Here is a 20,841-nt window from a genome sequence, read left to right as displayed (position 1 = left end):
ATGAAAAAACAAATCCTACTTATTGCTATCTTATTATGTACAGCCTTTGCACAGGCACAAGAAGTTTTTGTAACCGCAGATTTTGTAAGTAGCTACATCTGGCGTGGTATGGACAGCGGCAATGCAAGTGTGCAACCCTCACTCGGCCTCAACTGGAAAGGCCTGACCGTCTATGCATGGGGTTCCACCGAATTTCGCGAAAAGAATAATGAGATAGACTTGTCACTGGAGTACGAATACAAAAACCTGACTCTCTACGCCAACAACTATTTTACCCAAACAGAAGAAGAACCTTTCAAATACTTCAATTACAGTTCACATTCCACCGGACATACTTTTGAAGTAGGAGCCGGATATATGCTTAGCGAGAAATTTCCATTATCAGTCAGCTGGTACACCACCTTTGCCGGAAACGACTACCGTGAAAACGGAAAACGTGCCTGGTCCAGCTATTGCGAATTGAGTTATCCGTTCAGCGTGAAGGATGTTAACATGAGCGTCGAAGCTGGTTTTACCCCTTGGGAAAGTATGTACTCCGACAAATTCAATGTAGTCAATATCGGATTATCCGCAACGAAAGAAATCAAAATAACATCCAACTTCTCTCTGCCCATATTCGGAAAACTAATAGCCAACCCCTATGAAGAGCAACTTTATTTTGTATTCGGAATTACGTTGTAGATGATTCTTACACTCAATTATTAACTAATAAATTACCCCCATGAAAAAACACTTTCTTATTTTCGGAGCAGGCCTCCTTCTATTAAGTGCCTGTAATTCGGTCAAAGCACCGGAAGCTATCCTGCCCATTCCCGAAGCCAAGCAGGTAGAATGGCAAAAAATGGAAACATACGCTTTCGTACACTTCGGACTTAACACATTCAACGACCGCGAATGGGGATACGGTGATTCCGATCCTAAAACATTCAATCCCACCCGACTGGATTGCGAGCAATGGGTACAGACGTTTGTGAAATCCGGCATGAAAGGAGTGATCCTGACAGCCAAACATCACGACGGATTCTGCCTGTGGCCTACTCAACTGACAGAATATTGCATCCGTAACACCCCGTATAAAGACGGAAAAGGCGACATCATTCGCGAACTATCGGATGCCTGCAAGAAGTACGGCATTAAATTCGCTGTTTATCTGTCTCCCTGGGACAGGCATCAAGCCAACTATGGTTCTCCCGAATACGTAGAATACTTCTATAAACAGCTCAACGAGCTATTAACCAACTATGGTGATGTTTTTGAAATCTGGTTTGACGGTGCCAATGGCGGAGACGGCTGGTATGGCGGAGCAAAAGACAGTCGTACTATCGACCGCAAAACTTATTACGATTATCCGCGAGCCTATAAGTTGATCGACGAGTTGCAGCCACAGGCTGTTATCTTCTCGGATGGAGGTCCGGGCTGCCGTTGGGTAGGTAACGAAAACGGATTTGCAGGAGCTACCAACTGGTCTTTTCTCCGTGCCGGAGAAGTTTATCCGGGTTACCCCAAATATCGTGAATTGCAATATGGCCATGCCGACGGCAACCAATGGGTAGCCGCAGAATGTGATGTATCCATCCGTCCGGGATGGTTCTATCATCCGGAAGAAGACGACCGTGTGAAAACAGCAGATGCATTGACCGATCTGTATTACCGTAGCGTAGGTCATAACGCAACATTGTTACTCAACTTTCCGGTCGATCGTGACGGACTGATCCATCCGACAGACTCTGCCAACGCCGTAAACTTCCACCAGAACGTACAAAAGCAACTGGCACACAACCTATTGGCGGGACTTTCTCCCAAAGCATCGGACGAACGGGGGAAAACATTCTCTGCAAAAGCGGTGACCGATGGTGAGTATGATACTTATTGGGCTACCAATGACGGCGTCAACTCTGCCACCATCGAGTTTGACCTGCCTCAAACGGAAAAGATTAACCGCATGATGTTACAGGAATATATACCTCTGGGGCAACGTGTCAAATCATTCGTTGTAGAATACAACCAGGAAGGCGAATGGCTTCCGGTAAAATTGAATGAAGAAACGACCACTATCGGATATAAACGCCTTCTTCGTTTCGAGACAGTCACCACAGATAAGATCCGTGTCCGTTTTACAGATTCGCGAGCTTGCCTCTGTATCAATAACATAGAAGCCTATTATGCAGGAGAGACTTCCGATACATATACCGCAAAAGCAGAAGAGTTGAAGAGTTATCCGTTCACGCTCACCGGAGTAGATGCGGAGGAAGCACAAAAATGTATGGATAAAAACAATCAGACCACCTGCTTCATCAACGGAAATACATTATTGATTGATTTGGGAGAGGAACGCACAATTACCTCCTTCCATTATCTCCCTGACCAGAGTGAATATAATAAAGGGGTGATTGCGGCCTACGAAATATCTGTAGGTACAGACAGCAATGCTGTCAACCAGCTAGTAGCCAAAGATGAATTTTCCAACATAAAGAATAATCCGATTCTGCAATCGGTTTACTTTACTCCGGTAAACGCCCGCTATGTCCAACTGAAAGCAACACGGATGATACATGACGGTGAACCGATGGGGTTAGCAGAAATTGGTATACAATAAAAGAATAGAGACTCTCTCCATAAAATTAGAATAAGGTGCAATTATGAACTAAACCATTTGCTTTATTACAGTAAATGATTCCTATAGGCATTTTTATTTCGCCGTTTGCCTACCAGGATATAGTTCGTTAGGCAATCTTATTTCGTATAACTATAGTTTCTCTTGCGTATGACTATAGTTATACGAAAGGGAGACTATAGTTATCCTTACGAATAACTATAGTCATACGAAAAGATAATAGGCAATCAAGATAGTCTTATCAGGCTATGGAGAAAATCTAATTAGTAACATAAAATAATAGATAATTATGGTACAGAAAACAGAGATTATCGTGCAGAAGAAAAACTATACTCTCCGTACTTGGCAAACCGAAGATGCAGCATCATTAGCCCAATATCTCAATAACAAGAATATTTGGAATAACTGTCGTGACGGTCTCCCCTATCCTTATAGCCAGGAAGATGCTAACGTTTTTCTCGCTATGGTACAAGCAAAAGAAAACATTCATGATTTCTGCATTGAGGTAAACGGAGAAGCAGTCGGAAATATCGGTTTTATACCCGCTACGGATGTAGAACGTTTTAGTGCAGAAGTGGGCTACTGGATTGGAGAACCTTTCTGGAACCAGGGAATCGTTACTGACGCCCTGAAAAAAGCTATCAACTATTATTTCGAACACACTGATAAAATACGTGTATTCGCAGTCGTATTTGAGCATAACTCCCCATCCATGCGGGTATTAGAGAAAGTGGGATTCACGAAAGTAGGAATTATGCAAAAGGCTATTTTCAAGAATGATAATTTCATGAACGCACATTATTATGAACTTATCAAATAATCCGGAATTCATCAAGGGATCCTTTTTCGGACACCCTCCTCATAAACGTCTTGTCAACCCTGAATTAAATCTATAAAAACCCTCCTATTTTGCTCAAAATTCTTAAACCTGTGCATTTTTTACTCGGATTTCTTGTCAGAACCAAGTGTTTGAGTAAATTTGCACGCTGATAGTTAACCGGATAGTTTGGATAGCAAGAGATTACTACTTGACTACTGGCTGCTAACTTGTAGAAATACTAATACTAAAATTTATAGCATGAGTTTGAAAATTGTTGTATTGGCAAAACAAGTTCCCGACACACGTAACGTTGGGAAAGATGCCATGAAAGCCGACGGAACGATTAACCGTGCGGCACTCCCCGCCATCTTCAACCCCGAAGACCTGAATGCTCTCGAGCAAGCTCTCCGATTGAAAGATGCTCATCCAGGCTCTACCGTAACCGTTCTGACAATGGGACCGGGACGGGCAGCCGACATTATTCGTGAAGGACTTTTCCGTGGTGCAGATAACGGTTACTTATTAACCGACCGTGCTTTCGCTGGTGCAGACACACTGGCTACGTCTTACGCACTTGCCACTGCCATCCGCAAAATCGGTGAGTATGACATTATTATCGGTGGCCGTCAGGCAATCGACGGTGACACGGCACAGGTAGGTCCGCAGGTAGCAGAAAAGCTGGGATTGACGCAAATCACATACGCAGAAGAAATTCTGGAAGTGGGCGATGGTAAGATTAAGGTGAAACGTCACATCGACGGTGGTGTTGAAACTGTAGAAGGCCCGCTGCCTATCGTGATTACTGTCAACGGTTCTGCAGCTCCTTGCCGTCCGCGTAACGCTAAATTGGTTCAGAAATACAAACATGCCAAGACTGTGACTGAAAAGCAGCAAGGCAATCTTGATTATACAGACCTGTACGACAAGCGCGATTATCTGAATCTGGCAGAATGGAGCGTAGCCGACGTAAACGGTGACCTCGCACAATGCGGTCTGTCCGGTTCGCCGACAAAAGTGAAAGCCATCCAGAACATCGTGTTCCAGGCTAAAGAGAGCAAAACCATCAGCGGCAGCGACCGTGACGTGGAAGACCTGATTGTTGAACTATTAGCTAACCACACCATCGGATAATCATGAATAACTTATTTGTATATTGCGAAATAGAAGAAGGTAACGTTTTAGACGTCAGCCTCGAACTTCTGACCAAAGGTCGTTCGTTAGCCAACCAGTTGAACTGTCAACTCGAAGCAGTGGTTGCCGGAACCGACCTCAAAGATATTGAAAAACAAATCCTTCCTTACGGAGTAGACAAACTTCACGTTTTCGACGGCGAAGGACTTTACCCTTATACTTCACTTCCTCACACAGCTATCCTGGTGAACCTTTTCAAAGAAGAGCAGCCACAAATCTGTCTGATGGGTGCTACTGTAATCGGCCGTGACCTCGGTCCGCGCGTTTCTTCTGCTTTGACCAGCGGATTGACTGCCGACTGTACTTCACTTGAAATCGGTGACCACGAAGACAAGAAAGAAGGCAAGACTTACAAGAACCTGTTGTATCAGATCCGTCCGGCTTTCGGCGGTAACATCGTTGCTACGATTGTGAACCCGGAACACCGCCCGCAGATGGCAACCGTTCGCGAAGGTGTGATGAAGAAAGAAATCCTCTCTCCGAACTATCAGGGAGAAGTGATCCGTCACGATGTAAAAAAATACGTAGCCGATACGGACTATGTAGTGAAAGTAATCGAACGCCACGTAGAAAAGGCAAAGAACAACCTGAAAGGCTCTCCGATCATCATAGCCGGCGGATACGGTGTAGGTTCGAAAGAAAACTTCGACCTGTTGTTCGACCTCGCCAAAGAACTTCACGCAGAAGTAGGTGCCAGCCGTGCTGCTGTTGACGCAGGTTTCGCAGATCACGACCGCCAGATCGGTCAGACAGGTGTTACGGTTCGTCCGAAACTCTACATCGCTTGCGGTATCTCCGGACAGATTCAGCATATCGCCGGTATGCAGGAAAGTGGTATCATCATCTCCATCAACAACGACCCGGATGCTCCGATCAACACGATTGCCGATTACGTAATCAACGGAACTATCGAAGAAGTTGTGCCGAAGATGATTAAGTATTATAAACAAAATAGCAAGTAAGGAAAGATGGCTAATTATTATACAGACATACCGGAACTCAAGTTTCACTTGAACAATCCGATGATGAAACGTATTTGCGAACTCAAAGAACGCAATTACAGAGATAAAGATGAATTCGATTATGCTCCGCTGGACTTCGAAGATGCTGTAGACTCTTATGACAAAGTGTTGGAGATTACCGGAGAAATCACAGGAGAAATCATTGCCCCTAACGCAGAAGGTGTAGACGAAGAAGGTCCTCACTGTGCCAATGGTCGCGTAGAATATGCATCAGGAACCAAACAGAACTTGGACGCAATGGTGAAAGCCGGCTTGAACGGTATGACCATGCCACGCAAGTTCGGCGGTCTGAACTTCCCGATCACCCCGTACACCATGTGTGCAGAAATCGTGGCTGCTGCCGATGCAGGATTCGGAAACATCTGGTCATTGCAGGACTGTATCGAAACTCTTTATGAGTTTGGCAACTCCGACCAACACAGCCGCTTTATCCCACGCATCTGCCAAGGTGAAACCATGTCAATGGACTTGACAGAACCGGATGCTGGTTCCGACCTTCAATCTGTTATGCTGAAAGCTACTTACAGCGAAAAAGACGGATGCTGGTTACTGAACGGTGTGAAACGTTTCATCACAAATGGTGACGCGGATATTCACCTCGTACTGGCACGTTCGGAAGAAGGAACGAGAGACGGCCGTGGTTTGTCTATGTTCATCTATGACAAGCGTCAGGGTGGCGTGAACGTACGTCGTATCGAAAACAAACTCGGTATCCACGGTTCTCCTACCTGCGAATTGGTATATAAGAATGCAAAAGCTGAACTTTGCGGTGACCGCAAACTCGGTTTGATTAAATACGTAATGGCTCTGATGAACGGTGCCCGTCTGGGTATTGCCGCACAATCTGTAGGATTGAGCCAGGCAGCTTACAATGAAGGTTTGGCATACGCTAAAGACCGTAAGCAGTTCGGAAAAGCAATTATCGAATTCCCGGCTGTGTATGACATGCTGGCTATCATGAAAGGCAAACTGGATGCCGGACGTGCTTTACTGTATCAAACATCTCGCTACGTAGACATCTACAAAGCATTAGACGACATCGCCCGCGAACGTAAACTGACTCCGGAAGAACGCCAGGAACAAAAGAAATATGCTAAATTAGCAGACAGCTTTACTCCGCTGGCTAAAGGTATGAACTCTGAATATGCGAACCAAAACGCTTACGACTGTATTCAGATTCACGGTGGTTCAGGTTTCATGATGGAATATGCTTGCCAACGCATCTATCGCGACGCACGCATCACCAGCATCTACGAAGGAACTACCCAGTTGCAGACAGTAGCCGCTATCCGTTACGTAACCAATGGTTCTTACATCGCTACTATCCGCGAGTTTGAAACCATTCCTTGCTCACCGGAAATGGAACCGCTGATGTCTCGTCTGAAAAAGATGGCTGACAAATTCGAAGCAAGCACCAATGCAGTGAAAGAAGTACAAGATCAGGAATTGCTTGACTTCACCGCTCGCAAACTGGTGGAAATGGCTGCTGACATTATCATGTGTCACCTGTTAATTCAAGATGCCAGCAAGTCTTCCGAACTGTTCTCCAAATCTGCACATGTATATTTGAACTATGCAGAAGCGGAAGTAGAAAAGCACTCAAACTTCATCGAAAACTTCGATAAAGAAGACTTGGCATTCTACAAAAAGTAATAAATACTCTATCAAATCTCATAAAAGCATCCCTTCTTAGGAAGTGGATGCTTTTTTATTTGTCACATTCTATTATTTTTCATTATTATTCTATACATTTGTCAGTGAGATAAGTAATTTTTAATCGACGACTCTATATAAGAATAGAAATATGGCACTCAAACCTTCATATAACGACAAACTGCATTTACCGGGTTTATCAAAAACTGAAATCCTTATACTGGCTCTTGAAGCTTCGCAAAAGCTGGAGTGGAATATCGAGGAAGTGACTCCGGAAGGAGCACGATTCGAAGTCCCGTTCAATATGTATTCTCATGGAGAGGAAATAACCTTCACCATAGAACCGGGAAACGACGGAGAAGTAGCTGTGCGCAGCCAATCTTCTTCCGTACAATTTGTAGACTATGGAAAGAACAGAAAAAATATACAAAAGCTACGGGAGACGATGGAAGAAATAAAAACATCCCTTACCCCGGAAGAGCTAACCCAAAAGGCAAAAGATTTCGAGGAAGAGTGTAACCGTCCGCTCACAGAAGAAGAAAAAGCCTATCTGGAGGAAGAAAAAAAGAGGAACTCTTTCTGGTCGTTCTTTATTCCCCGCAAAGGTTTTATGGCAACGCCTATCCTGATAGACCTCAACATCCTTGTATTTATTGTGATGATTGCATCCGGAGTGGGAATCATGTCTCCTTCCACCTTATCACTGCTGAAATGGGGAGCCGACTTCGGACCGCTGACCCTTACAGGCGACTGGTGGCGTGCAGTGACCTGCAACTTCATACATATCGGTGCTTTTCATCTACTAATGAATATGTACGCTTTCATGTACGTAGGACTTCTACTGGAAGGACTGATAGGAAGCCGTCGGATGTTCATGTCTTATTTACTGACCGGATTATGCTCGGCAGTATTCAGTCTTTATATGCACGGCGAGACAATCAGTGCCGGAGCCTCCGGAGCCATCTTCGGACTCTACGGTATATTCCTCGCCTTCCTGTTCTTTCATCGCATCGCAAAGGAACAACGGAAAGCGTTATTGACCAGTATCCTTATTTTTGTCGGTTACAATCTGGTTTATGGCATGAAAGCCGGGATTGATAACGCTGCACATATCGGCGGGTTATTAAGCGGTTTCCTACTGGGAATCATCTATGTATGCAGCTATAAATTTGAAAAAGCCGATGCGCAACGCACCGTTTCAATCCTTGGGGAGCTCGGTATCTTTTGCATTTTCCTGTTCAGCTTCTTGATGCTTTGCAAGAACGTTCCCCCTCTTTATCAGGACATACGCGGCGAATGGGAAAGCGGTATTGTAGAAGCCTATCTGAATGGTGAACTGGAAGAAGAAAACAAGAACGGCAACCAATCAGGCAGGGAGACTGCCAACAATTCTTCCACCAGTCAATATCCACCATACGTTCCGGTAGGCAATAACGATACATGGCTTTCTTATTACGATGCAGAAACAAATTTCAGTTGCCAGTATCCTACCAACTGGAGGAAAATAACAGGAGCGAAAGGATTGACTCCCAGCGCAGAACCTCCGTTGCTTAGGCTCGTCAACGGCGCCAACCAACTGACGGTTACCGCTCTGACCTACGATACACAAAAAGAGTTTGAACATATAAAGAAGTTATCGCTCACTCTCCCGCGAAATGCACAAGGAGAACCAGCGGAAGACTATAAGCAGAGCAATGTCAACATCAACGGGCTATCCATGACAAGAACTACAAACCCTCTGCACATCGGAGCTCCTGATGAACCGGGAGAAGACATACAACAAATTGTATTACACTATTTCCAAGAAAGCAAGAAGCGAACTTTTACCATTGTTATGCTTGTCTATGACGAAGAAGCCGAAACCGATCTGAATGCTATTACATCAAGTATTCAGATCACCCAATAAAGAGAATATGAGAGTATATGTCCAAGTCAAACAGTTAGGAAAGCGAAAGTGCAATATCGAAAAGATTCCTGTCGATTTTCCTGTTCCGCCTGTCGATGTACAGGGGTTGATTGAAGCCATCGTCAGTTGGCAAGTCTGTGAATATAATGAACGCTTGCAACAAAGCGAAGTACTGAAATACCTCACACAGGAAGAAGTGGAAAATAAAGCAACTTCCGGCAAAGTTGGGTTTGCAGTAAACTATAACGGCAAACCTGCCGCAGAAGTAGAAGCAATCACCAACGCCCTGCAATCCTACGAGGACGGAATTTTCCGTATCTTCATTGACGATACGGAAACTGAAGATTTATCTTCTCCCACCGGACTCAAAGAAGAATCTACCATCACCTTCATCCGATTGGCTATGCTGTCGGGAAGACTTTGGTAATCATTTTCTTATAAACACACTTAAAACGAAAATAATCATGAGACTCATTTATAATGACGCATTAAACAAACGGATTGCTCCGTACCTGGAAAGGTTAACGAAAAAGAGAACCAGTTTAGACAAAGAGACAATGACACTGTTGGATGTATTTATGCAATACTTCAACATGGATACCCGGTATGGCACATACAGCGATAAACTAGAGCCTTGCATCATACATATTATTCAGGAAGAGAAGATAAAGAGTGTTGCCAATCTTTTCGACGGAAAGTTGAACAAAGTGCTCCGTTATCTATTGGGAGACGAATATGCTAACCTGTTCCACACCTATCTGAAGCTCAAAGCACGGTGTCCGTACACTCATGGATATTCGCGCCGGTCACAGCGGTCGGCGAATCCTCTTCTGCATTTCAGTCACATCATAGATGCGCTGACGGAATTTCTAAAACTACGTGCCACCGGATTCAGCGAACAAGCTATACTGAACGGAGGAAACACTCCGGAAGAAATAGAGACATACAAGGATGCAATGAACTGCCAAAACTGGATGGCCGCCCAAATAGCAGAAGGCAACCAGACTGTCATTGAACACCTCAACAACGTATTGACCAGCGAGAATAATGCCAACCGCCTCAACCAGGGACATCTCCAGGCTATCGCCGTGAGCGGTTACCGCCCGTTGCTGGAACTGGAAGGGAAGTTACTGCTGGCAGCCAAACTGCAGGAAGGTCTCCGTCAAGCTATCGTGGAAACGATGGATGAAGGATGCCCCGAAAGTTATCTCCATCTGTTCTCGGTTATCTGCGACAACGGCCTGCAACGATTTGCCTCCGTGAAACGCGGCATTGCAGTCTGTACGGGTATCGGAGAACAAGACAGCAGCGAGCGTATCACCAACAAATATGTGGAACTGATCCGCCGTTTTCTGAACGACCGGGAAGAAGCACGCAAAGCCCTCCAAAGCAAAGATACGGTCGAACTTTATCTGGCTCTATGGAGTATCGGATTCTACAATACGGAAGAAATCCAGGCACTTGTTCCGGGAATAATTAAAGACGGTGCCAAATATCAGGTGCAGACCTTACTTTACTTTTTACGCTGTACGCAATACTCCGGCATGAACCACCGCATCAGTAAAGATGCTTTTGAAAAATGGTATAACGAACCGTCGGTAGTGGCGGCTATCCTGCCACTGTATCTGTCCGGACTCTATCTTAGCCGGTACGGAGGACATAAGGACGCCCCGTCGCTCCATGATTATTTTGATAGCAAAGAAGAAGCGATCCGTCATTATGACTATCTGAAGAACGTCTATCAGTCCATCTCTGCCAAAGAGATTTATTCTCCATACGTATTCCCATGGGAAAGTGCAGAGCTCACCCGTTCGGAAATCGTTCTCAAGATGGCGTATATCACCTGGATGACCAACGATTCTGCATTAAAAGACGATCTTTGCACCTGTCTGCCTTCTTTGGATACCTATATGCGGGCAGGCTATATCGGTGTCGTATTAAATCCCCCGACCAGCCATTTACAGGAAGAATATGTGCTGCAATCACTGGGCGATCGTTCGCAGGACGTTCGTGACGAAGCCTACAAAGTCTTGTCCGAGATGACCTTGTCGCCCGAACAGAATCAGAAAGTAGAAGAGTTGCTGCGCTTCAAATATAGTGAGATGCGTATCAACGCCATCAATCTATTGATGAAACAGCCGAAAGAACAATTGTCCGGCAGTATCCGCCGCTTACTAACAGACAAGGTTGCTGAACGCCGCCTGGCCGGATTGGATATGATGAAGACTATTCACAACGTAGAATTTCTGCAAGATACCTATCAGGAACTGATCCCTACCGTCAAAGAAATTCAGAAACCGAACGCGAAAGAAAAAGTGTTGATAGAATCTCTGATTGGAGACGGAACGAAAGAAAACACCGCACAGCACTATACCAAAGATAACGGCTTCGGTCTGTACGACCCGGCTCTTGAAGTCAATCTGCCGGAGATTACCCAGGATAAAGGATTCAACGTGAAAAAAGCATTCGAATTCATTTGCTTCGGAAGGGCTAAACTTGTATTTAAAAAACTAAGCAAATACATCGAAATCTATAAGAACGAAGAGTTCAAGAATGGATACGGAGAAGCACGCCTGGTAGGCAACAGTGTCCTGATAAACTGGAGCAACTACGGAGGATTGAGCGGACTCGGTTTCCCGGAACTGTGGAAGGCCTTCTACGAAGAAGAAATAGGAAGCTATGACAAATTACTGATGATGAGTTTCATGCTTGCATCAACAGGCGCTCCTAAAGACGATGACGACTACGATGAAGAGGATGAAGAAGACATCAAGGCAGACCAGAAATCAAGCAACACTTTCGAGCCGCTTGTCAACCGGATGTATGCCGGCATCACTTACCGCGGATTGCAGAAAGAGCTCCGCAAGATGCCGTACTACGAACAGATGAGTGATATTATCGAAGCATTGTCATACGAGTACAAAGACGAAGCAGTCTACCAACGATTGGCTGTCAATATGCTGCTCCAACTGTTGCCTTTACTGAATACTAAAAACATTTTCCGCCAGTACACCAACAAGCATGCATGGCTTCGGGACAAACTGGAATATGGAGAAAAAGAGATCGTTTACCCGATACATAACAACAAGTTCGTGAATTTCTGGCTTGAAATGCCTCAAAAGCCCATGAGTGATGATCTGTTTATCCGCTACTTCACAGTGCGCTACCAACTTTACAAGCTCACCAACTACATGGAACACACACCCGAACTGGAAGAAACAGACTCTTACCTTCATGCCACGGACTTCGCCCGTGCATGGATGCTCGGAATCATCCCGACAGAAGAAGTATACCGCGAAATGATGGGACGCATCAGCTCGCCCGCCCAGATCAAGGCAATCACCACGGTATTGAACGACAACGTTCGTTTCAATAAGGAAAAAGAAAGATACGCCGACATCAAAAACGTCGATTTCTCTCTCTTCCGTTCTCTTGCACAGAAGATAGTAGACCGGATTCTTGAAATCGAACTGAAACGGGGAGACTCCGAGACACAAGTCACCAGTCTTGCAGAGGAATTAAGTTATATTTATGGAGCGGACACATTTATCCACATTCTGCAAGCGTTCGGCAAAGATACGTTCATACGCGACAGCTACAACTGGGGCAGCACCAAACGAGGTGTATTGAGCAGCTTGCTCCATGCTTGCCATCCCCTACCAACAGATACCAGCGAAAACCTGAAGAAACTGGCGAAGCAAGCCGAAATCAGTGACGAACGACTGGTAGAAGCCGCCATGTTCGCTCCGCAATGGATTGAACTGACCGAAAAGGCAATAGGCTGGAAAGGACTGACAAGTGCCGCCTATTATTTCCACGCCCATACCAATGAAACATGTGACGACAAGAAAAAAGCAATCATCGCCCGCTACACCCCTATCGACGTGGAAGACTTGCGGGAAGGTGCTTTTGATATCGACTGGTTCAGGGATGCATTTAAGACAATTGGCAAACGACGCTTCGAAGTGGTCTACAATGCCGCCAAATATATATCATGCAGCAATAGCCATACCCGTGCCCGCAAGTTTGCCGATGCCACCAACGGCGCGGTGAAAGCGGCAGATGTAAAGAAAGAAATAGTTGCCAAACGCAACAAAGACTTATTGATGAGCTACGGCCTCATCCCATTGGGACGGAAACCGGACAAAGAACTGCTGGATCGTTATCAATACCTGCAAAAGTTCCTGAAAGAGAGTAAGGAGTTCGGTGCTCAAAGGCAGGAAAGCGAAAAGAAAGCGGTAAACATCGCCCTGCAAAACCTAGCACGCAACTCCGGCTACGGAGACGTTACCCGTCTGACCTGGAGCATGGAAACGGAACTAATCAAAGAACTTCTCCCCTACCTGTCTCCCAAAGAGATAGACGGCGTAGAAGTGTATGTGCAAATCAATGAGGAAGGCAAATCGGAGATTAAACAAATCAAAGACGGCAAAGAGCTCAACAGTATGCCTGCCAAACTGAAAAAGCATCCGTATATAGAAGAACTGAAAGCGGTACACAAAAAGCTGAAAGACCAGTATACCCGCTCCCGCGTGATGCTGGAACAGGCGATGGAAGACTGTACCCGTTTTGAAGAAAGCGAATTGCGCAAGTTGATGCAGAACCCTGTCATCTGGCCATTGTTGAGACATCTTGTCTTTATCTGTAACGGACAGACGGGCTTCTACACCGACGGATTGCTGGTGACTGTGAATGCCGTTTGCCTCCCGTTAAAACCGAAAGACGAGTTACGCATCGCCCATCCCACAGACTTGTACACAAGCGGCGACTGGCACGCCTATCAGAAATTCCTGTTCGACAAAGCAATCCGCCAACCTTTCAAACAGGTGTTCCGTGAGCTCTATGTTCCGACTCCGGAAGAAGTGGAAGCCACTCAATCCCGCCGTTACGCCGGCAATCAGATCCAACCGCAGAAAACAGTTGCCGTACTGAAAGGCCGTCGCTGGGTAGCCGACTACGAAGACGGTCTCCAAAAGATCTATTACAAAGAGAACATTATCGCCACCATCTATGCGATGGCAGACTGGTTCTCTCCTGCCGACATCGAAGCTCCGACATTAGAATATGTTTGCTTCCACAACCGCAAGGACTACAAGCTGATGAAAATCTCGGAGATTCCTCCTGTCATTTTCTCGGAAGTGATGAGAGACGTAGACTTGGCAGTAAGTATAGCCCATGCCGGAAGCGTCGATCCGGAAACCAGCCACTCTACCATCGAGATGCGCAGCGTGCTGGTGGAACTGACAATGCCGTTGTTCCATTTCAAGAACGTGACGATAAAAGGAAGTTTCGCTCACATCGAAGGCAAACTGGGTAAGTACAATATCCATCTGGGCAGCGGCGTGATCCATCAGGAAGGAGGCGCGCAAATTGCCGTTCTTCCGGTACATTCGCAAAATCGCGGACGCCTGTTCCTGCCTTTTGTAGATGAAGATCCGAAGACAGCCGAGATATTGACTAAGATTATCTTCTTTGCAGAAGACGATAAGATAAAAGACCCGAGCATCCTGAACCAAATCAAATAGAAAAGAGATGGCAGAGAATTTAATCATCGGCACAGGAAATAAGGAAGAGAAATACCGGGAGTTACTTCCGCAACTGCACGCTTTAGTAAGTACGGAAACGGATCTCATAGCCAATCTTGCCAACGTTGCAGCAGCGCTCAAACAGACTTTCGGTTTCTTTTGGGTAGGCTTTTACCTTGTGAAAGAGGATGAACTCGTACTGGGTCCGTTTCAGGGTCCCATTGCCTGCACCCGCATCCGCCTCGGCAAAGGGGTTTGCGGCACAGCTTGGAAAGAGGCCCAGACACTGATTGTTCCTGACGTAGAACAGTTTCCCGGACACATTGCCTGTAGTTCGGACTCGAAATCGGAAATAGTAGTACCGATCCTCCAACAAGGTGAAGTTGTTGGAGTGCTGGATATTGACAGTGATGAACTGGATAGTTTCGACACCATCGACGCACGCTATCTGGAAGAGATTTGTACGTATATTGGATAAGTTGACAACCATACAAACGTCCTGAAAAAACAGAGGCTCTGATTGAGTGAATCAGAGCCTCTGTTTACTATAAATAGAGCCTCTGTTCAGGTCAAACAGAGGCTCTATTTTTTTACCAGTCCATATCTTCTATTTCCCGTTCCTGGTACAGCAGAAGTTGTTTGCGAAGCGAACTCATTTCGCGTCTCATATCTTCCATCTTTTCCAGTAAATGATGAATGGCATCGATACCTTCCATATTGATGGATAAGTCGTAGTACATTCTGCTGTAACGCTCCACGTTCGGGAGTTCCGACAAAAGCAAATAATGTTCGCCGCCTTCGGTATGTACGTTAATCAAACCGCCCTCTTCCAACATTTCGATGAATGAAGGCTCAATATGACATTTGTGACAGTATTCACTGACAATTATTAATTCGGTCTGCATAGTACTCATTCATTTTAGTTCATACTCTGTAATTGACGGAACAACTCTTTCTGTTTGTCGGTCAAGTTCGTAGGAATCTTGACAGAATAGGTCACAATCAAGTCACCGAATTGTCCTTCCTTCTTATAAACCGGGAATCCTTTACCTTTCAGACGGACTTTCGTACCGTTCTGCGTTTCCGGTTTTATCTTCAGTTTCACTTTACCGTCCAGCGTGTCGACTACTTTCTCGCCTCCCAATACGGCAGAGTAAAGATCTACCTCCACATCTATGTACAGATCGTCGCCCAGGCGTTTGAACACCGGGTCTTCGGCTATAACGAACGTAATGTACAAGTCGCCCGCAGGTCCTCCGTTGACACCTTCGGCTCCGTAGCCTTTCAGTTTAATAACCTGTCCGTCGGCTACACCGGCAGGGATAGTGATACGTACCTGTTTACCATTTACAGTCAATATCTGCTTATGCGTTTGAGCAGCATCACGAAGGGAAAGATGAAGTTCGGCATTAAAGTCCTGTCCGCGGAATCCCGCAGAACCTTGTCCTCTTCCTCCCCGATGTCCGAACATTGATTCGAAGAAATCGGAAAATCCACTAGCGTTGCCACCGGAAAATCCTTCTCCATCGGAACTATACCAATAGGTTCCGTTACCGTCGGAGAAACCCTGACCCGCACCGCCGAATCCGCCGAAACCTCCTGCACCGCCAAAGCCTCCGGCTTGTTGCTGTGCACGTTTCTGCGCTTCGAATTCATCGGCATGCTTCCAATGTTCTCCGTACTCATCATACTTTTTACGTTTCTCGGGGTCACTCAGTACTTCATTGGCTTCGTTGATTTCCTGAAATTTATCCTTTGCACTAGGGTCATTAGGATTCAAATCAGGGTGATATTTCCGGGCCAACTTACGAAAAGCCTTTTTGATATCATCCTGAGAAGCACTTTTGTCTACTCCAAGAATCTTGTAATAATCTATATAGGCCATGTTTTATGAATTTAATCGTTCATACATCATACGGCAAATAACACGCCAATCACGCTTTTGGATGCAAAAATTAACAAGGATTAATACCTAATACTTAATACTTGATATTCCTCTTTTCCAGCATCTGGAAGTCTTGCTTCTTCATACCCAAATCATCCAGCGGACGGGGTTCGTTGTGATCGTTCAGATAAACTCTCGGTTTTAGGACGTAGTGCGGAGCCGTTACAGATTGCGAATCATCCCGGTAAGGAGTTTCTATTCCGGCTAAAGACAACATGGTCGGGAAGAAAGAGCTGCTGGAAGAAACATTCTTATCCTTATTATCAATGGCGGTATCCCAGTATTCGGGATAGGTTTCAAGGTAGTTGTCGGACATCCAGATGAGGAACGGCACGTGAAGTTGATAATAAGAAGGTACGGGAGAAGCGTGGAGGAACAGATGGCGGGAATCGTCGAAAATATCCTCACCATGATCGGAAGTGTAGAGCATGGCGGCATCTATCTGCTGTTTTTCCAACATGTGGATAAGGCGTGACAAGAAACCGTCCGTATAACGGATGGAGTTGTCATAGGCATTGACCAGGTTATCCCGGTATTTTCTTTCTGCTTCCATCGGATAATCGGGCGTAAAGAAAGCACTTTCCGACGGGTAACGTTCGCGGTAATTAAAGTGAGAACCGTAGGTATGGAGCACGATAAATTGTTTCGTCGCACCTTTAGCCAGTTCCTGCTCCACCAATTTCAGAAGTTCGTCGTCAGAAGGATTATAGGAGGAACTGACAGAATCTTCTTTTATAAAATCGTACGTATCGGCTTCCATTCCGAAGAAGTCAATAAACGAATGGTTGTAACGTTGGTTGGAGAAAAAGGCTGTCCGGAAACCTGCCTCTTTAAAGGCAGTGATGATTCCCTTCTGATGATAGATAGAATCGTAGTTGCAGGCGGTAGCGTCCGACATCAACATGGGGACACTTTTATGTGTCGTATTCGACTCTGTCAGTACTTTCGGGAAAGCAATCAGACCCGGTTGCCGGGATAAAAGAGGGTTCGTTTCACGTTCGTAACCATACAGTTGCCAGTTCAGGGCACGGGAGGTTTCTCCTACAACCATTACGTATACTTCCCGTTTCTCTTTCGGATGCGTAGGCAGGGCATGGAAAGTAAAATCCTTCGAAGTACGGTGATAATTCTGCGTCAAGGCGGTTCGTTGGAAGGCAAGACCTACGTTATAACACACGTTCAGCGGATATAAATCGGACTTCAACTCATATCCCGGGTCCTGCATATATGCTCCGGCAAGACTAAGGAGGGAAATCCCAAAGACTATGGAGGCTCTCTTCCGTTCTCTGCGGATAAATTCTGCCGTAAGTTTCCGCTTACGTATAATTGAAATGGTCCCTAATATCAGGGCAGGTACGTAGAGTATGATGACAGCAATAATGGCAGGTGTGAGATTATCAAGCAATTCGAGGGCTTCACTCGAATTGGTAGTCACCAGGTTCAGAAACATATCGACAGCGATAATGGACTGGCCGAACAAATAAAGCAATACAATCTGAAAGGCTCCGAAAAACAGGAACAGGAATAAAATCCAAAGCATCTTGCCACAGTTTCTCGACAAAGTCATCAACAGATAATAGCAGCCGAAAGGCAAAAGCACATTACACACCTTTGCCATCAACGGTAAAGGCTCTGTCAAACAGAGCACAAGGTTGGGTACTATCAAGATGAAGAGGAACAGATAAAACAAATGTTCCTGATTCTCCAACCAATTCTTTATATTCTTAAAAAGCTTCATTGATATTAAAAATAAATCCGGTCTGGTGTTTGCCAAACCCTAAATCCAAACGTACATTTACTCTCTTCTTAAACTCCCAACGATAACCGAAACCATAATTAGGCAGAATATGTTTCGGAGTAAACTCGGAGAGTCGTGGAAAAATCGTTCCCGCTCCTGCCCATACAGCCACTCCATTCCGCTTCCAGACGTGTTGCCGGAGTTCTATTTGCGCATCCATTGCTCCTTTGTCCCGATAGCGTCCTTCGTAATATCCGCGCATGGAGTAAGAGCTTCCCAGCGTTGCCATCAATCCCCACGGGGTATCGCCATAGGTAAGCAATGTGTGGAATTGTCCTGCCAGCACTCCGCCTTTCCATACGGGCTGATAATAGCTGGTAGTCAGTTCGGTGCTGCTAAACGCATATTTATTGCCGAGAAAAGCCGGGCTGAATCGCTGGTCTATCCGCAAGTAATAGCCGTGAGACGCATTTGTCAGGAAATCACGTGAATCGTAAAGGAGGGAAAGTCCCAGGCTGGTATTGGTGGTCCGTGCCGCCATCCCTTCCCATAGTTCCGGTTTATCAAAGTCCCGCCCGTCAATATAATCGAATATGGCCATCGGGCCGATGTAGAAGTTCTTTGCCAGCCGGAACATAAAATCGACTTTCACCTGTGCTTGAAAACGTTTATAGTCGCTTTCATTATCAGAGTTGGCTCCATTGTCATATCCCCGTCCCCAATACAGGCTGGGGAAAGAATAGAAATAGAGATTGTAATTCAAGCGGTATTTGTCTTGCGGAAACAGATGGTTCCCACGGATTCCCAACAGATAGAAGCCGACCGTCGACACATCTCCGTAAAGAGAGACATTGGAGGGAGGAAGAAGCGAATCGTTCCGATCGGTGCGATATAGTCCGGCTGCCACCAGTCCGAGTCCGAACTTGGTGTCACTGGAGTAGTGAGGACCGCCTATCACACTGAAATCAAACTTTTTATTCTTTTTTTCCTTATTGGCGTCATTGAAGTAATCAAGAAACTTTTTAAAGAAGCTGCGCTTTGCCGGAACAGAATCTTCCATGGTTACAGATATAGAATCCTCCGGCAGTTCAATTTTAGTAGAATGCAGCTGTGCGCCCAACGGGGTTTGTGTCAACAACAAAAGCGCGAATATGATTAGCCTGTTCTGTCTAGTATTCATAATCATAAGAAGTAGAAAACTTTGCGGACAAAGTTAGTTTCAAACTTCTTATTACAACAGAGTTTCAGAGGCTTTTGTTGTCCTGAATTTCCTTTTTAACGTTTCAAAAGTCCTATAAACTCGTCCACATCTTCTTCTGTCGTATCAAAAGAAGTTACCAAGCGGATTTCATCCTTCTCTTCGTTCCAGAAATAAAAGAAATAAGACTCCAGCATCCGGTCGATAACCGGGCGGGGCATAGTAAGGAATAGTTGGTTACTCTCGGCTTTTTGAGTAAAAGTGACTTCGGGCAGTTTCTCTAATTCCGCACGAAGTTTGGCAGCCATCGCATTGGCGTGGCTGGCATTCTTCAGCCAAAGGTCGCCGGTGAGGTATGCCGTAAACTGGCAAGAGAGGTAACGCATCTTCGAAGCGAGCTGGGCGGATTGCTTACGGATGAAACGGGCTTCCGGTTGCAGGTCTTTATTAAATACAATCACGCACTCTCCCATCATCAGTCCGTTCTTCGTTCCGCCGAAACTAAGAATATCGACTCCGCAATCCACCGTCAGTTCTTTAAGAGAAAGATTCAGGGCGGCACAGGCATTGGCTATTCTGGCTCCGTCCATGTGTACATACATACCATTCAGATGGGCAAAGTCAGTCAGGCGTTTCAACTCTTCGGGAGTGTAGATGGTGCCAAGTTCGGTACATTGGGAGATGTAGAGAGCTCTAGGTTGCGAATGGTGTTGGTCGCCGAAACCGTGCAGGTAAGGTTGCATCAATTCCGGGGTAAGTTTACCGTCGGGAGTAGCAATCGGGCGAATCTGACAACCTGTCATTTTCACAGGAGAGCCACACTCATCTACATAGATATGAGCTGTTTCCGCGCAAAAGATAGAATGATACGGGCGGGTCATCAATTGCAAAGCTACCACATTGCTGCCTGTTCCGTTGAATACAAACAAAGGGACACAGTTCGGGGTGAATGTTTCTTTGATCTTCGCTACGGCTTCTTCTGTCCATTTGTCATCGCCATATCCTAAAGAATGGTCTATATTGGCCCGGTTCAAGGCTTCCATTACCAACGGATGCACACCGGAATTATTGTCAGAGGCAAAACTTCTCATTGTTTCTTGCATTTTAATTCGTGGTGCAAAGTAACAGAATTATTTCCGGAAATCAATTGAAAGGAAGATACATTAAAAGGAAAAAGGATAAAAAACGAGAATCTCCGAAGGGCTGACCGGGCTGCCATCCCTCCGGAG

15 protein-coding genes are annotated in these 20,841 nt (G+C 45.6%); 10 read left to right on the top strand and 5 right to left on the bottom strand.

Features of this window, described 5'->3' with window-relative positions:
* From BSAG_RS14105 to BSAG_RS14150, 10 genes are all read left to right on the top strand, one after another.
* Positions 1-681, top strand: a complete 681-nt coding sequence (locus BSAG_RS14105; RefSeq protein ID WP_008025921.1) for a hypothetical protein — start codon at positions 1-3, stop codon at positions 679-681.
* A gap of 40 nt (positions 682-721) precedes the next feature.
* Complete coding sequence (locus tag BSAG_RS14110) at positions 722-2,596, top strand: alpha-L-fucosidase (RefSeq protein ID WP_004314246.1); 1,875 nt, start codon at positions 722-724, stop codon at positions 2,594-2,596.
* 307 nt (positions 2,597-2,903) lie between these two features.
* Positions 2,904-3,434, top strand: coding sequence for a GNAT family N-acetyltransferase (locus tag BSAG_RS14115; RefSeq protein WP_004314245.1), 531 nt, complete (start codon positions 2,904-2,906; stop codon positions 3,432-3,434).
* 258 nt (positions 3,435-3,692) lie between these two features.
* Positions 3,693-4,565, top strand: coding sequence for an electron transfer flavoprotein subunit beta/FixA family protein (locus BSAG_RS14120; RefSeq protein WP_004314244.1), 873 nt, complete (start codon positions 3,693-3,695; stop codon positions 4,563-4,565).
* Positions 4,566-4,567: 2 nt separating this feature from the next.
* Positions 4,568-5,587: an electron transfer flavoprotein subunit alpha/FixB family protein gene (locus tag BSAG_RS14125; RefSeq protein ID WP_004314243.1), complete on the top strand. Its 1,020-nt coding sequence runs from the start codon at positions 4,568-4,570 to the stop codon at positions 5,585-5,587.
* Between the two features lie 6 nt (positions 5,588-5,593).
* Entirely contained in the window at positions 5,594-7,300 is a 1,707-nt protein-coding gene (locus tag BSAG_RS14130; protein ID WP_004314242.1) for an acyl-CoA dehydrogenase family protein, read from the top strand.
* A 151-nt stretch (positions 7,301-7,451) separates the two neighbouring features.
* Positions 7,452-9,206, top strand: coding sequence for a rhomboid family intramembrane serine protease (locus BSAG_RS14135; RefSeq protein ID WP_004314241.1), 1,755 nt, complete (start codon positions 7,452-7,454; stop codon positions 9,204-9,206).
* A gap of 7 nt (positions 9,207-9,213) precedes the next feature.
* Complete coding sequence (locus BSAG_RS14140; RefSeq protein WP_004314240.1) at positions 9,214-9,633, top strand: hypothetical protein; 420 nt, start codon at positions 9,214-9,216, stop codon at positions 9,631-9,633.
* 37 nt (positions 9,634-9,670) lie between these two features.
* Positions 9,671-14,731 carry a DUF4132 domain-containing protein gene (locus BSAG_RS14145; RefSeq protein ID WP_008771301.1) on the top strand — a complete coding sequence of 1,687 codons (5,061 nt, stop codon included), beginning with the start codon at positions 9,671-9,673 and terminating at the stop codon, positions 14,729-14,731.
* 7 nt (positions 14,732-14,738) lie between these two features.
* Entirely contained in the window at positions 14,739-15,209 is a 471-nt protein-coding gene (locus BSAG_RS14150; protein WP_004313994.1) for a GAF domain-containing protein, read from the top strand.
* Positions 15,210-15,321: 112 nt separating this feature from the next.
* Here the strand turns inward: BSAG_RS14150 and BSAG_RS14155 are convergent, their stop codons facing one another.
* From BSAG_RS14155 to BSAG_RS14175, 5 genes are all read right to left on the bottom strand, one after another.
* The gene (locus BSAG_RS14155) at positions 15,322-15,636 is read right to left on the bottom strand and encodes a chaperone modulator CbpM (protein WP_008015786.1); all 315 of its coding nucleotides are present in this window, start codon (positions 15,634-15,636) and stop codon (positions 15,322-15,324) included.
* 14 nt (positions 15,637-15,650) lie between these two features.
* Positions 15,651-16,616, bottom strand: a complete 966-nt coding sequence (locus BSAG_RS14160) for a DnaJ C-terminal domain-containing protein (RefSeq protein ID WP_004301036.1) — start codon at positions 16,614-16,616, stop codon at positions 15,651-15,653.
* Between the two features lie 94 nt (positions 16,617-16,710).
* Positions 16,711-18,414, bottom strand: coding sequence for a phosphoethanolamine transferase (locus tag BSAG_RS14165; protein WP_004313996.1), 1,704 nt, complete (start codon positions 18,412-18,414; stop codon positions 16,711-16,713).
* Positions 18,401-19,600 (bottom strand): BamA/TamA family outer membrane protein, encoded by a 1,200-nt coding sequence (locus BSAG_RS14170; RefSeq protein ID WP_008771299.1) that lies wholly within the window; start codon positions 19,598-19,600, stop codon positions 18,401-18,403. Before BSAG_RS14170 ends, BSAG_RS14165 begins: the two co-directional genes overlap by 14 nt.
* 89 nt (positions 19,601-19,689) lie before the next feature.
* Complete coding sequence (locus tag BSAG_RS14175) at positions 19,690-20,703, bottom strand: threonine aldolase family protein (RefSeq protein WP_004313998.1); 1,014 nt, start codon at positions 20,701-20,703, stop codon at positions 19,690-19,692.
* Positions 20,704-20,841 lie beyond the last annotated feature (138 nt).

The sequence above is a fragment of the Bacteroides sp. D1 genome (genome assembly GCF_000157095.2).
GTDB classification, from domain to species: domain Bacteria; phylum Bacteroidota; class Bacteroidia; order Bacteroidales; family Bacteroidaceae; genus Bacteroides; species Bacteroides xylanisolvens.
Note: the sequence above shows the minus strand (reverse complement) of the source record. Positions and strands in the feature narration are given on the sequence as shown.